Raw genomic sequence first — 13200 nt, forward strand, 5'->3', positions numbered from 1 at the left:
GCGCCGGGCCGTCAGTTGGGCCTCAGCGGGCCAGGGAGGTGGCGTCGCCCATGACCACCACGGGGTGCCGGGCCGGATCGAGGGTGCGCAGCAGCTTCTTCATGTGCGCCTCGGAGAGGCTGACGCAGCCGTGGGTCGGGCCGCCGTGGTCGACGTGGAACCAGATGCCGCCTCCCTTCGAACCGCCCAGGGGCCGCGTCCAGTCGAGCGGGGTGCGGCCCGGCTGCCGGTTGTAGTTGATGGCGACGACGTAGTCGAAGGAGCCCGCGAGCGGTTCACCCTCGAAGCCGGTCCCGCCGATGGTGAAGGCGCCGGAGCGGTCGTACGGGAGTTTCGTGCCCGGGTCCTTGAGCCGGCCGCCCGCGTCGGTGAGGCCGAACACCCCGATGGGCGAGTGCAGGTCACCGGCCAGGTGGTGGTCGGTCCAGCCGCGCAGGGCGTTGTGCGCGGCCCAGGTGGCACCGGCCCGCCAGCCGGCCGGGGTGCGTTCGTACAGCACCACGTCCGAGCGCGGTGAGGTCTTGCCCGCGCCGGTGACCACGACGACCTGGCGGGCGTCCGGCGGCACGTCGGCCAGGGTCCGGGGGCCGAGGCCGGGCAGTTCGCGGGGGAGCGCCTCGGCGGTGGGCGCGGGGGCGGCGGGGGACCCCGGGGCGTTCTTGGCGGCGGTGGTGGCGGGCGGAGGGGACGGCTGGTCGCGCGCCCCGGCGGTCCCACCGCAGCCGGTCACGGCGGCGAGGGTGAGGGCGGTGACGGCGGTGAGGGCGAGCACGTGGAGGCCGGGGCGTACGCGGGGACGTATGCGCGGGCGGGCGGCGGGTATCGCGGGCATGGGTGGGAGCTACCTTTCGCGGCCGGTGGGTCGGCAGGCAGAGGGGGAGAGGGGGAGAGGGGGGAAGAGGGGGGAAGGCGGGGGGAGTGCGGTCGGTCAGCCGGCTTGGCCGTCCGGGGAGCGGGTGGAGCCGGTCGTGTGGACGACTGCCCGGGTCAGGATCTTCTCGACGACGAGGAACGTCGACGCCGAGGCGTTCTTCAGGCAGATGAACGCGTCCACCGCGACCAGCGTGTGGTGGTCGGTGGTGCGGGCCAGGCCCCAGGCGGTCAACTCCTGGTCGCCGCCGAGCAGCTGGCAGCTCTTGCCGGGCCGGACGGGCTTGTCGAAGTTGAACGTCTTCTTCCCGAGGGGGGCGTGCGGCTTGTTCGTCTCCTGGAAGGCGATCACCACGCCGTCCTCGCCGAGCGGGGACACCGGCGCGCACGCGAACACACCGGTGACCAGGTCCGGGCAGGTGTCCCGGGCCACCACGGGCTGATTGGTGACGAAGTCGGCGGCCGACGGCGCCTTGGGCCGCACGCTCCCCGAGCTCCACCCGGCGGAGAGGGCCAGTTTCAGTCCGAGGTCGGGGAAGCCGGTGAACGGCGTGCCGGGGGAGGATGTGGGCGACGACGTGGGGGCGTGGGTGGGGGGCCGGGACATCGGGCCGCCGGACTCCGAAGGGCCCCCGTGCAGGGACGACCCGAGGGGAGCGGGCGGGGCCGAGGACGCGTCGGGGGCGAACGGCCGCAGGAACGTGACGAGTACGGCCACCGCCGCGACACCCGTCACGACCGCCCCCAGCGCGGCACGGCGCTGTCGTCGCCGCACCACACGGCGGCGCACCTGAACCATCCGCCCGGCGGGCGCGCCGAGGTGCGGGGTGGCGCGCTCCAGGAGGATCCGCAGTTCGTGGTCTTCGTGTTCTTGGTGCTCTTCGTGTTCTTTGGCGCGTACGGGGCGAGTCGCGTCGCGATCGCCGGAGCCGTACCCCTCAGAGTGTCGGCGCGTCACCGGTCACCCCTCTCGGCCGGTGCCGGTGCCGGGGAAGGCGCCCGTACGGACGCGGGCGAAGCCGTCGGCACCGCCAACCGCCCGCGCAGCACACGCATCGCCTTGGCGGCCTGGCTCTTGACCGTGCCGGGCCGGCAGTCCAGCACCTTCGCCGTCTCCTCGACGCTCAGATCCTCGAAGTACCGCAGCACGATCACCGCCCGCTGCCGGGCCGGCAGCCGCCGTACCGCCAAGGCCAGCGAGTGCTCCAGGTCGACCGCCGCGAAGACGTCGGCGGCCGTCACCTCCGGCAGGTCGTCGTGCGGCACCTCGCTCCGCCAGCGTCGCTGGCGCCAGGACGCGGAGGTGTTGACCAGGGCCTTCCGTACGTACGCCTCCGGATTCTCGTCGGCGATACGCGGCCACTTGGGCCACACCTTGGCCAGGACCGTCTGCAACAGGTCCTCCGCCAGGTGCGCGTCGCCCGTCAGCAACCAGGCGACCCGCAGCAGCCGGGGCCCACGCGCGGTGACGAACTCCTCGAAGTCCCGCGTCGACCCCGTCACCGCCCGGTCCTTGCCATCGCACCTCTGTCCATGACTGTTCCTTCACATCCTGGTCAACCGGGTGGGAAAGCGATCCGGTTGCCCAGGGAGATCCAGGTCACAGCGAGGCGCCCGCCTCAGCCCGTACGCGTACCGGCGCCTGTGTCCGTACGTTCCCCCGCCGCCGGAAACCCGTGCGCGCGGGCCCCGGCCACCACGGCCAGCACCGGCAGCAGGAGGAACAGGACGCTCCAGGGGAAGGACCCGGACCCGAGGCGGTCGAGGAGGACGCCACCGACGACCCCGCCGCCCGCCATGGCCGCGTTCCACAGCGTGACGAGCATGGCCTGCGCGGCATCCGCCTCGTCGCCGCCCGCGTCGCCCACCGCTGTCTGGAGGAGCGTCGGGGCGCCGCCCCAGCCGAGGCCCCACAGCGTCACGGCGGCGTAGACGGCGGCGGGGCTGCCGGCGGCGACGGCCAGGACGGTGGCCGCGACGGCGAACAGGACCGTGGAGGCGAGGGTCAGCGCCCGCAGCCGCCGGTGGATGTGGACGCCCACGATCCAGATGCTCAGGAGGGAGGCGGCTCCGAAGACCAGGAGCACCACGTCGGTGGAGCCGCCCATGCCGAGCCGGTCGAGGAATGTGGCGATGTACGTGTAGAGGACGGTGTGGGCCAGGACGAGGACGAGTGTGACGAACAGGACCGGTGCCACCCCGGGCAGCGCAAGGGTCCGCAGGACGGGCGTCCGGCCCTCCCGCCGCTGCCCCGGCCGGTCGGGGACGGCGACGGCGATCCAGCCGAGCAGGACGACGGCCAGCACCGTCATCACCGAGAACGTCACCCGCCACCCGACCGCGTCGCCGAGGAAGGTCCCGGCGGGGACGCCCAGGGACAGCGCGACCGGGATGCCGGTCATGACGATCGCGATCGCCCGGCCCTGGAGGTGGGCGGGCGCGAGGCGGCGCGCGTACCCGGCGAGCAGCGCCCAGGCGAGCCCGGCGGCCACTCCCGCGACAAACCGGGCGGCCATGGTCAGGGGGTAGTTCGCCGAGACGGCGGTGACGGTGTTGGCGGCGGCGAACCCGGCCGTCGCCGCCAACAGCAGCCGCTTGCGCCGCCATCCGGCGGTGGCGGCGGAGAGCGGGATCGCGGTGGTGGCGGTGCCGATCGCGTAGATGGTGACGGACTGCCCCATGGCGGACTCGCCGACGCCGAGGTCCGTGCTCATGGCGGGCAGGAGGCCCGCGGGCAGCGTCTCGGTCAGGCTGGTGACGAAGACGGCGGTGGCCAGGGCGAGGAGGGCGGGCAGCGGGAGGCGCGCGGTGGTGTGGGGCATGCTGCGTATGCTCGAACCCTCACATTGATGTGAGGGTCAACTGAGAACGCGAACGCGACGAGATGTGAGGCCGATCACGTGCGTATCGGAGAGCTTTCTGAACGCACCGGCACCCCGCGCCGGTTGCTGCGCTACTACGAGGAGCAGGGACTGATCGTCGCGGGCCGCTCGCCGAACGGCTATCGCGCGTACGACGCGTACAACGTCGACCGGGTGATGCAGATCAGGGGCCTGCTCGACGCGGGCCTGCCGACCCGGATCATCAAGCAGATCCTCCCCTGCCTGGACAAACCCCGCGTCATCCACTTCCCCGACGCCACCCCGGAGATGCTGGCCACGCTGGAACGCGAACGGGACCGCATGACGGCCCGCATCACCTGCCTGACCCGCAACAGGGACGCGGTCGCGGAGTACTTGGCGGAGGTACGGGGGAACGCGGCGCCGACGACGGGGACCGGGGCGTGAGCCCTTCCTACTCGCTCACCTACTGCGGCCGTTGGCCGAGAACACAGAACTCGTTACCCTCCGGATCTGCCAGGACGACCCACGTTTGATCACCCTGACCGATGTCGACCCGCCGCGCGCCGTGAGCGACCAGGCGAGCCACTTCGGCGTCCTGGTCGTCGGGCCGGAAGTCGAGATGCAGCCGGCTCTTGGACTCCTTGGCCTCCTCGATCCGGACGAAGTCGATCCCCGGGACACGATCGGGCGCCGGCCGGATCTCGAACTCGTCGTCGGAGGTGTACACCACGACCCAGCCGAGAGCGTCGGCCCACCACTGCCCCAGGGCCGCCGGATCCACCGAGTGGACGATGACTTGTTCCCATTCCAAGGTCATCGGACGAGCTTAGACCGGCCAGGGTTTTCACGACCAGGGGATTGTTTCTCCCCTAGGGGGAGGCGCGAAGGTGGGGGAATGGACGGCGGCGCACTCCACTCGATCGGCGAACTGGCCCGGCGGACCGGGCTCACGGTCAAGACCATCCGGTTCTACTCCGATCGCGGGATCGTGGCGCCCGCACGACGCAGCCCCGCCGGCCACCGCTTGTACGGCACCGACGCCGTCGCCCGTCTGGCCCTCGTACGGACCCTGCGTGACCTGGGGCTGGGCCTTCCCACGATCCGGAAGGTCCTGGAACGTGAACTGTCGCTGCCCGAGGTCGCCGCCGCGCACGCGGAGGCGCTGGCGGTACGGATCCGTGTCCTGCGGCTGCGGCGCGCGGTGCTGACGGCGGTGGCCGAACGCGGCACCATCCCTGAGGAGTTGGATCTGATGCACCAGTTGGCCACGCTGTCCGAGGACGAACGGCGGCGGCTCATAGGCGAGTTCCTCGAGGCGGTCTTCGGCGCTCCTGACACCGGGCCGCCCGTGTTCGCCGCGGCCGCGCGCTCGATGACCCCCGAAATGCCCGACAGCCCGAGTACGGAACAGCTGCGGGCCTGGGTGGAGTTGGCCGAGCTGTCCCAGGACGAGGGCTTCCGCGCGCACCTGCGGCGGCTGGCCGAGGACGACATCGCGGAAGGTACGGGGAGGGCCACCCCGCTTCCCCGCCCGGGTCTGGTCGCCGCCGTCCTGGACCGGGTCCGCCCCGCCCTCGCGGCGGCCGTCGACGCCGCCGCGCCGCGGGCGGACCCGGTCGTGGCCGCGCTCACGGCCCACTACGCGCACGTCCTCGGCCGCCCCGATGACGCCGTCCTCCGGGAACGGCTGCTGACCCGCCTGGAGCGCGTGAACGATCCCCGCCGGGAGCGGTACGGCCGGCTGGTCGCCGTGATCAACGGCTGGCCGGCACCGGAGAGTCCGGCCCCCGCGCTCGGCTGGGCCGTCACCGCCTTGCGCGCGCGGCGTGAGGGGGTGGGAGTCCGCTGACACCGTGCGGCTCCGGTACGGGGGCGACGACCTGCTCGTATCGGTACGGGGGCGGAGACCTGCCCGTATCTGTGAATCCCCCCGCCCCCGCTACCCCACCAGCTTCTGCGTGCCGAGAACCGCCAGCAGCGCCAGCCGGTCCGCGTCCTCCGTGCCCGGTTCCGCCGTGTAGATCATGAGGCGCAGGTCGCTGCCCGCCACGGTGAGTACGTCGCAGTCCAGCGTCACGGGACCCACGTCCGGGTGGTCGACGGTCTTGCGCGCGGCCTCGTGCCGGCCGACGACCCCCGTGTCCCACAGCTCGGCGAACCGGTCGCTCTCCGCGCGCAACTCCGCGATGAGGCGGCGCAGTTGGCGGTCGGCCGGATAGCGGCCCGCCGTCGCGCGCAGGTCCGCGACCAGCGCCGCCTCGAACGACCGGCGCGCCTCCGGTGTGTGCCGGACGCGGCTGCCGGGGCCGACCAGGTTGCGCCACACACCGTTGCGTTCGTGGCCGCGCCACCCCGACGGATCGCCCATCAGCGCCGCGTACAGCGGGTTCGCGAGGAGCAGCGTCCAGGCCGCGTCGTACACCCCTACAGGACTGCCGACCAGCCGGTCCAGCAGGCGCTGGACGCTCGGGGTGAGGTACGCGGGGACGGTGTCGGGCCCGGACGGTACGAGCCCGGCCATCCGGAACAGGTACGCGCGCTCCTCCGACGACAGCCGCAGCGCGCGGGCCAGGGCCTCCACGACCTGCGCGGACGGGTTGGTGGCGCGGCCCTGTTCGAGGCGGGTGACGTAGTCGACGGAGATCCCGGCCAGGAGGGCCAGTTCCTCGCGGCGGAGCCCGGCCGCGCGCCGGTGGCCGCCGGCGGGCAGCCCGGCGGTCCCGGGGGCGACGCGGTCGCGCCAGCGCCGTACCGCCTGACCGAATCCGGTCGCGCCCCCCTTGGTCATGCCACCACTGGTCATGCCACCAGTGAACCGCTTCCGCCGCGCGTCTGCCTGGCACCAGCAGTCCCAGGAAGACAGGACTCCTGGTTGTCCCCGCCACCGCGGCGGAACCTCAAGCCATGACTACGACACTGATCACAGGAGCGAACAAGGGGCTGGGGTTCGAGACAGCCCGCCGACTCGTCGAAGCGGGTCACACCGTCTACCTGGGCAGCCGGGACGCCGAAAGGGGCCGCCGGGCGGCCGGGCGGCTGGGCGCGCGGCTCGTCCTCCTCGACACCACCGACGACGCCTCCGTCGAGGCCGCGGCGAAGACCGTCGAGGCCGGCGGCGGCCTGGACGTGCTGATCAACAACGCGGGGATCGAAGGGACCGTGATCGGCGCCGGGGACTCGACCGCCGACAACCTGCGGCCGCTGTTCGAGACGAACGTCTTCGGTACGGTACGTGTCACCCACGCGTTCCTGCCGCTGCTCAGGCGCTCCAGCGCCCCCGTGGTGGTGAACGTCAGCAGTGCCCTCGGGTCCACGACCCTGGTCGCCGCCCCGGGCACGCCGGCGTACGGATACCCGGGCGTCGCCTACCCGGCGTCGAAGGCGGCCGTCAACATGATCACCGTGCAGTACGCCAAGGCGTTCCCGGACATCCGGATCAACGCGGTGGAGCCGGGCTTCACCGCGACCGACCTGAACGGCCACCGGGGCACGCAGACCGTGGAGGAGGGCGCCGAGATCATCGTCCGCATGGCACAGATCGGCTCCGACGGCCCCACGGGCGGCTACTTCGACGCGGCGGGGTCCTTGCCCTGGTAGGGGGACCCACGCAGGGCCGGGCCCCTGGCAAGATGCGGCCCCTGGATGTCGGATTAGCATGGATTGTCAGGGGCCGGAGGTGACAGCGCATGCCCGACGGTGACGTGTTCGTGCTCATCGGCGAGGGCGGCCGGGTGGTCGAGTGGGGGCGTCCGGCCGAGAAACTGTTCGGCTGGTCCGCCGAGGAGGCCGTGGGCCGGTCCGTGACCGCGCTCCTCCGGGAGGTCGCCGCCGACGACGAGCGGCGTGAGACGTTCCCGGACACGGCCACGGTGGTGGTCAGGCCGGTGCTGCGCGGGACTTCCGTCCTGTGGCAGGTACTCGCGGCGGGGGAGACCCTGTCGGGGCGGGACGTGGCGCTCCTGAAGGCCATCTTCACCCGCACCCCGGTGGGGGTGCACGTGCTCGACGACGGGCTGCGGGTGGTCCGTACGAGCGGGGAAGGCACACCGGAGGAAGGCAGGCCGGGCGAACACCCTGCGGTGAAGGGTCTGTTGGGCGAACACCTCACCGAACTGTATGAACGCCTCTACGGACTTGACGACCCTGGGGAGGAAGCCGCTGTGGCGCGCGGGGTCCTGGAGAGCGGGGAGCCGGTGGTGAACCGGCTCGTGCGGGGCGCCGAGGAGCGCGACGAGGGACCGGTGGGGGAGCCCGGCCGGTCCCCCGGGCGCCGGAGCCGTACGCACTCCGTCTCCTACTTCCGCCTGGAGGACTCCCGCGGCGACGTGCTCGGCCTGGTGGCCTGCGAGGCCGACGTCACCGAGCGGGAGAACGCGCGGAACCGCCGGGAGATCCTGGACGTGGCCCGTACCCAAGTGGGACCCCGGCGCAGCATCCGCGAGGTCTGCGAGGATCTGGCGGAGGCGGTGGTACCGGAATTCGCGGGCCTCGCGGCGGTCGAGGTGGTGGAAGACGTGGTCCGCGGGGAGGAACCTCCGCCGGTGCCGGTCCACGGGAAGGCGCCCCTGCGCAGGATGGCCGTACGAGGCCCGATCCCCGGACATCAGAGCGTTCCCGGGCCTCAGAGCACTCGCGGGCATCAGGGCGTCCCCGGGCCTCAGGGCATCCCGGGGCATGTGGGCGGATCGGGACCGGCGCGGGGACCAGGACCGGGACCGGGACCAGGACCGGGACCGCCGGTGGAGTCCGAGCCCCCGGCGGGATCGGCGTACTACCCGGTCGGAGAGGTACGTCCGCTGCCCACCGGCACCCCCTTCTCACGCGTGCTGTCCGACCTCCGGCCGCGCCTCGTGCAGATCGGCGAGGACAGCGCGTTCCTGGCCGGGGACCCGGTCCGGGCCGAGGTCGTCCGGCGAACCGGCGCCCACTCCCTGGTCGTGGCTCCGCTGGAGCTGCACGGCCGGGCCCTGGGTGTGGTCAGTTTCTACCGCCTCCCGGGGGAAGACCCGTTCGACGAGGAGGACGCCGAAGTGGCGGCCACCGTGTGCGCGCATGCCGCGCTCTGCGTCGACAACGCCGCTCGGTACATGCGGGAGTGGATGGTCGCGCTGACCGTCCAGCGCAGGCTTCTTCCGCGACCACCCACCACCCAGGCCACGGTGGACCTCTCCCACCTGCACCTTCCGGACCCGGAGGGCGGGGGCGCGTGGTTCGACGCGATCGCCCTGCCCGGCGCGCGGACCGCGCTGATCGTGGGCGAGGTGATGGGGCGGGGCATCACCGCGGCGAGCGCGGTGGGACTGCTGCGGACGGCCATCCACACACTCGCGGCCCTGGACCTGCGCCCCGACGAGCTGCTGGCCCGCCTGAACGACACGGCCGTCCGGCTCGCGGCCGCGCCCCTGGTGATACCGACCGGGCACACCGCGGTGCCCCCGGCGGATTCACCAAGAGATCCCCCCGCAGGTACCCCCACAGATACCCCGGCAGGCCCGCCAACAGATCCCCCGGCAGATCCCCCGAGGGACGAGCCCGCCACCGCGCCCCTCACCGCCGGCTGCGCCGTGGCCATCTACGACCCGGTGGACCTCACCTGCACCCTGGCCCGCGCCGGCCTCCCCGAGCCGGTCGTGGTCCTCCCCGACGGAAGCTCGGAGAGCCTGCCCGTACCCCCGGGTCCCCTCCTCGCCGGAACGGACAACGCTCCCTTCCCCGCGACCACCGTCAGCCTCCCCGAAGGAAGCACCCTGGCGATGGGTACGGCCGCGCTCGCGGACGACGTCCTGGCCCGGTCCGGCCCGAAGCGCCCGCTCCTCGAAGCCGCCGCGACCCGAGCGCTGCCGGAGGTGTGCGACGACCTCGCGTCCGCGCTCACCACGGGCGGCGAGCCGAGGACCGGCGAAGCGCTGATGCTGCTGGCCCGTACGAAGGCGCTGCCCGAGGAGTGCGTACTGACCCGCGACCTCCCCGCCCACCCCGAGGCCGCCCCGATCGCCCGGGCGGCGGCCCGCCGGCAGCTGGACGCGTGGGGGGTGGACGAGGAGACGGCGTTCACCACCGAGCTGGTCGTTAGCGAGCTGGTCGGCAACGCGATCCGCTACGGCGCTCCGCCCCTGCGGCTGCGCCTGATCCGCGAACGGATGCTGACCTGCGAGGTCAGCGACGGCGCGGGGAGCGCACCGCACGTGAAACACGCCCGCACCGTGGACGAGACGGGCCGGGGGCTGTTCATCATCGCGAGCCTCGCGGAACAGTGGGGCACGCGCTTCCAGGACGAGGGAAAGACGGTCTGGGCGCAGTGCCCGGGCAGCGCGACCGGCGCGGCGCCCGCTCTCCCCCGATGACCTGCCAACTCCAATGACGGGCCCCCTCCGCGGGAACCCGCCGAGGGGGGAGGGGAAAGGGGAGTACTCACCTCTTTCCACTCTCAACCTATAGCGCATGGGGGGCCTTGCGGCAAGACCCCGGTCATGCCGCAGAATCGACGGCCGAGGACAGATTCCACCCAGCCGCTCATGCCCGCGCGAGGCACCATGAGGCGCTCGGGGGATCATCGCCTCAGATCAGACCATCAGGGAACGCCACGCCGGTCCCGGCGCCCGGCCGCAAGCGGCCCCACATCGGAGTTGAAGTGAACAACCCCCCGACCGACCGACCGAACAACCATTCCCTCAGCGCCTTCAACCTCCCCGACCGTCTGTCCCCCAAGGCCGACCCCGCCCTGATCGCCACCGACGAGCAGCACTTCGCCGCCATCGCGGAGAGCCTCGACCGGTCGATCGCCGAGCTGTCCGCCCTCCTCGACGCCGAGCTGAAGTCGCCCGGCGGCGTGGGCCGGCACGCGATGGACCGGGACACCGAGGTCCACCGGCTGACCGCCCGCCTGCGCGCCCTGCGCCGCTTCGGCCTGGACCTGTGCCTCGGACGCATGGTCGGTGCGGACGACCCCGAGCCCGTGTACGTAGGACGGCTCGGCCTCACCGACAGCACCGGGCGCCGGCTGCTCCTCGACTGGCGCTCCCCCGCCGCCGAGCCGTTCTTCGGCGCCACCCACGCCAACCCGATGGGCCTGGCCAGCCGCCGCAGGTACCGCTGGACCCGGGGCCGGATCGGCGACTACTGGGACGAGGTGTTCACGGCGGACGGCTTCGCCGGGCACGCCGCGCTCGACGACCAGTCCGCCTTCATCGCCAGCCTGGGCAGCAACCGCTCGCCCCGGATGCGCGACGTGCTCGGCACCATCCAGGCCGACCAGGACGCCATCATCCGCGCGGGTTCGCGCGGCGCGCTGGTGGTCGACGGCGGTCCCGGTACGGGGAAGACCGTCGTCGCCCTGCACCGCTCCGCGTACCTCCTCTACTCCGACCCCCGCCTGGGTCACCGCCGGGGCGGTGTCCTGTTCGTCGGCCCGCACCAGCCGTACCTGGGGTACGTCGCCGATGTCCTCCCCAGCCTCGGGGAGGAGGGCGTCCAGACCTGCACCCTGCGCGACCTCGTCGCCGAGGGGGCCGCAGCGGCGGTCGAGGCCGATCCGGCCGTGGCCCGCCTGAAGGCGTCGGCGGACCTGGTGAAGGGGATCGAGACGGCTGTCCGCTTCTACGAGGACCCGCCCACCCAGGGCATGACGGTCACGACCCACTGGTCCGACATTCACCTGAGCGCCGACGACTGGGCCGCCGCGTTCGAGGCGGCCGAACCCGGCACGCCGCACAACGACGCCCGCGACCAGATCTGGGAGGAACTGCTCACGATCCTGGTCGACAAGCACGACGACGAGGCGTCGGCCGTCCCGCTCCGCAAGTCCCTGCCGCAGAACCGGGAGTTGCGCACCGCCTTCAACCGCGCGTGGCCGCTGCTCGAAGCGACCGACCTGGTCGGCGACCTGTGGACCGTACCCGCTTACCTGCGCAAGTGCGCTCCCTGGCTGAGCCGCGAGGACGTACAACTGCTGCAACGCGAGGAACCGCAGGCCTGGACCGTGTCCGACCTGCCGTTCCTGGACGCGGCGCGGCAGCGGCTCGGCGACCCGAAGGAGTCGCTGCGCCGGCGCCGGCACAAGGCCGCCGTCGCCGCCGAACGCGAGCACATGGCCAAGGTGGTCGACACCCTGCTCGCCGCCGACGACGACGGGGAGGGGGCGGTGACGATGTTGTACGGGAAGGACATGCAGGACGCCCTGATCGACGAGAACACCCCGTCGAGCAATACACCGGCCAGTGCCGAACCGGACGTGCTCGCGGGGCCGTTCGCGCATGTGGTCGTGGACGAGGCGCAGGAACTCACCGACGCGGAATGGCAGATGCTGCTGCTGCGGTGCCCGTCCCGGAGCTTCACCATCGTCGGGGACCGCGCGCAGGCCAGGCACGGGTTCACCGAGTCGTGGCAGGAACGGCTGGCGCGGGTCGGGCTCGACCGGATCAAGCTGGCCTCGCTGAGCATCAACTACCGTACGCCGGAAGAGATCATGGCGGCGGCGGAGCCCGTCATCAGGGCCGTACTCCCGGACGCGAACGTGCCGACGTCCATCCGCAGCAGCGACCTTCCTGTCGTCCACGGGCCCGCTTCGGACCGGGACGTGATCCTCGACCGCTGGCTCGCGGAGCACGACGACGGGATCGCGTGTGTGATCGGCGATCCGGCCTTCGGTACGAGCCGTACTGCCCGTACGTCTCCCCGCGTCCGGTCGCTGACTCCGGAACTGTCGAAGGGGCTTGAGTTCGACCTGGTCGTGCTGGTCGATCCGGAGGAGTTCGGCCAGGGGATCGAGGGGGCGGTGGACCGGTATGTGGCGATGACGCGCGCGACACAGCAGCTGGTGATTCTCACCAGCGGCTGAGGCGCGGGGATCGCCTCACGCACGGAGAGAAGCGTCGAGGTCGCGCAGGAGCTCTCCCACCCGCCCGCCTCCCGGAGGCGCGGCGGGCAATCGGCGGAGTACGGCGGTGACGGCGGTGGGCGCGTGCGGGCGCGCCCACTCCAGGGTCTCGGTGGTGACACGCGGGCGGTCGCCGGACGCCAGCTCCTCGGCCCGAGCCGCGTGCGCCGCCGCACCCAGAATGTGCTTCACCTGGTGCGCGCTCGCCTTCGGATGGAGGTACGCGGCGGCCGCCGCGTGGCTCGCCGCCCGTGCCGCGTCGGCAGCGGCGGGTACGGCGGCCTCCTGCGCCGCTCGGTACGCCGCCCACGCGGTCTGCCGCAGCGCGCCCGTACGCCGCTCGCCGCCGGCGAACGCGTACGCCGCGTCGATCGCGTCGCGAGGGCGCGGATCGGCGGGAAGGTTCCGAAGGCTCCGCTCGAAGACCGGCAGCACCCGGCGCGCGCATTCCGCCGCGTAACCGGCGATGTCGCGAAGTTCGTCGTCGCTCAGCTCGATCGTGTCTGACTCGCCCGGCATGACGTTCATCGTGCCGCAGGCGGCCAATCAGCGGCAAACACAACGACGTTGGGGGTTCTTGTGAGGGACGTGAGGGACATGACAGATGTGACG

At 72.7% G+C, this 13200-nt stretch carries 12 protein-coding genes; 5 read left to right on the top strand and 7 right to left on the bottom strand.

The window, feature by feature from the left end; translation table 11 throughout:
• Positions 1-22: 22 nt before the first annotated feature.
• The 4 genes from OG349_RS20010 to OG349_RS20025 all read right to left on the bottom strand — a co-directional run bounded on the left by OG349_RS20010 (position 23) and on the right by OG349_RS20025 (position 3692).
• A complete protein-coding gene (locus tag OG349_RS20010) occupies positions 23-832 on the bottom strand; it encodes a L,D-transpeptidase family protein (protein WP_327235903.1) in 810 nt (269 codons plus the stop codon).
• 96 nt (positions 833-928) lie between these two features.
• The gene (locus OG349_RS20015; protein WP_327235904.1) at positions 929-1828 is read right to left on the bottom strand and encodes a hypothetical protein; all 900 of its coding nucleotides are present in this window, start codon (positions 1826-1828) and stop codon (positions 929-931) included.
• The gene (locus OG349_RS20020; protein WP_327235905.1) at positions 1825-2373 is read right to left on the bottom strand and encodes a SigE family RNA polymerase sigma factor; all 549 of its coding nucleotides are present in this window, start codon (positions 2371-2373) and stop codon (positions 1825-1827) included. Before OG349_RS20020 ends, OG349_RS20015 begins: the two co-directional genes overlap by 4 nt.
• Before the next feature lie 116 nt (positions 2374-2489).
• On the bottom strand, positions 2490-3692 hold the full coding sequence (locus OG349_RS20025) for an MFS transporter (protein WP_327235906.1): 1203 nt from the start codon (positions 3690-3692) through the stop codon (positions 2490-2492).
• 78 nt (positions 3693-3770) lie between these two features.
• Here OG349_RS20025 and OG349_RS20030 point away from each other — a divergent pair, with 78 nt between their 5' ends.
• Complete coding sequence (locus OG349_RS20030; RefSeq protein WP_327235907.1) at positions 3771-4157, top strand: MerR family transcriptional regulator; 387 nt, start codon at positions 3771-3773, stop codon at positions 4155-4157.
• Between the two features lie 19 nt (positions 4158-4176).
• Here OG349_RS20030 and OG349_RS20035 read toward each other — a convergent pair whose 3' ends face one another.
• Positions 4177-4530 carry a VOC family protein gene (locus OG349_RS20035; protein ID WP_327235908.1) on the bottom strand — a complete coding sequence of 118 codons (354 nt, stop codon included), beginning with the start codon at positions 4528-4530 and terminating at the stop codon, positions 4177-4179.
• A 78-nt stretch (positions 4531-4608) separates the two neighbouring features.
• On the opposite strand from OG349_RS20035, the gene OG349_RS20040 reads away from it, so the two are divergent.
• Positions 4609-5562, top strand: a complete 954-nt coding sequence (locus OG349_RS20040) for a MerR family transcriptional regulator (protein ID WP_327235909.1) — start codon at positions 4609-4611, stop codon at positions 5560-5562.
• A 90-nt stretch (positions 5563-5652) separates the two neighbouring features.
• Here OG349_RS20040 and OG349_RS20045 read toward each other — a convergent pair whose 3' ends face one another.
• On the bottom strand, positions 5653-6516 hold the full coding sequence (locus tag OG349_RS20045) for a helix-turn-helix domain-containing protein (protein ID WP_442806277.1): 864 nt from the start codon (positions 6514-6516) through the stop codon (positions 5653-5655).
• A gap of 101 nt (positions 6517-6617) precedes the next feature.
• Between OG349_RS20045 and OG349_RS20050 the strand changes: the two genes are divergently transcribed.
• The 3 genes from OG349_RS20050 (at position 6618) to helR (ending at position 12549) form a co-directional block, all read left to right on the top strand.
• Positions 6618-7310, top strand: a complete 693-nt coding sequence (locus OG349_RS20050) for an SDR family oxidoreductase (protein WP_327235910.1) — start codon at positions 6618-6620, stop codon at positions 7308-7310.
• A gap of 89 nt (positions 7311-7399) precedes the next feature.
• Positions 7400-10057, top strand: a complete 2658-nt coding sequence (locus OG349_RS20055; protein ID WP_327235911.1) for a SpoIIE family protein phosphatase — start codon at positions 7400-7402, stop codon at positions 10055-10057.
• A gap of 287 nt (positions 10058-10344) precedes the next feature.
• Positions 10345-12549, top strand: a complete 2205-nt coding sequence (gene helR / locus OG349_RS20060) for an RNA polymerase recycling motor ATPase HelR (protein WP_327235912.1) — start codon at positions 10345-10347, stop codon at positions 12547-12549.
• Positions 12550-12564: 15 nt separating this feature from the next.
• Here helR and OG349_RS20065 read toward each other — a convergent pair whose 3' ends face one another.
• Positions 12565-13107, bottom strand: coding sequence for a putative immunity protein (locus OG349_RS20065; protein ID WP_327235913.1), 543 nt, complete (start codon positions 13105-13107; stop codon positions 12565-12567).
• Positions 13108-13200 lie beyond the last annotated feature (93 nt).

Source organism: Streptomyces sp. NBC_01317, assembly GCF_035961655.1.
Taxonomy (GTDB): Bacteria; Actinomycetota; Actinomycetes; order Streptomycetales; family Streptomycetaceae; genus Streptomyces.

Excerpts from the sequence above, each read along its gene's own strand:
- OG349_RS20010 (WP_327235903.1), bottom strand. The coding sequence starts at position 832 with ATGCCCGCGATACCCGCCGCCCGCCCGCGCATACGTCCCCGCGTACGC.
- OG349_RS20025 (WP_327235906.1), bottom strand. The coding sequence starts at position 3,692 with ATGCCCCACACCACCGCGCGCCTCCCGCTGCCCGCCCTCCTCGCCCTG.
- OG349_RS20035 (WP_327235908.1), bottom strand. The coding sequence starts at position 4,530 with ATGACCTTGGAATGGGAACAAGTCATCGTCCACTCGGTGGATCCGGCG.
- OG349_RS20040 (WP_327235909.1), top strand. The coding sequence starts at position 4,609 with ATGGACGGCGGCGCACTCCACTCGATCGGCGAACTGGCCCGGCGGACC.
- OG349_RS20045 (WP_442806277.1), bottom strand. The coding sequence starts at position 6,516 with ATGACCAGTGGTGGCATGACCAAGGGGGGCGCGACCGGATTCGGTCAG.
- OG349_RS20050 (WP_327235910.1), top strand. The coding sequence starts at position 6,618 with ATGACTACGACACTGATCACAGGAGCGAACAAGGGGCTGGGGTTCGAG.
- OG349_RS20055 (WP_327235911.1), top strand. The coding sequence starts at position 7,400 with ATGCCCGACGGTGACGTGTTCGTGCTCATCGGCGAGGGCGGCCGGGTG.
- OG349_RS20065 (WP_327235913.1), bottom strand. The coding sequence starts at position 13,107 with ATGCCGGGCGAGTCAGACACGATCGAGCTGAGCGACGACGAACTTCGC.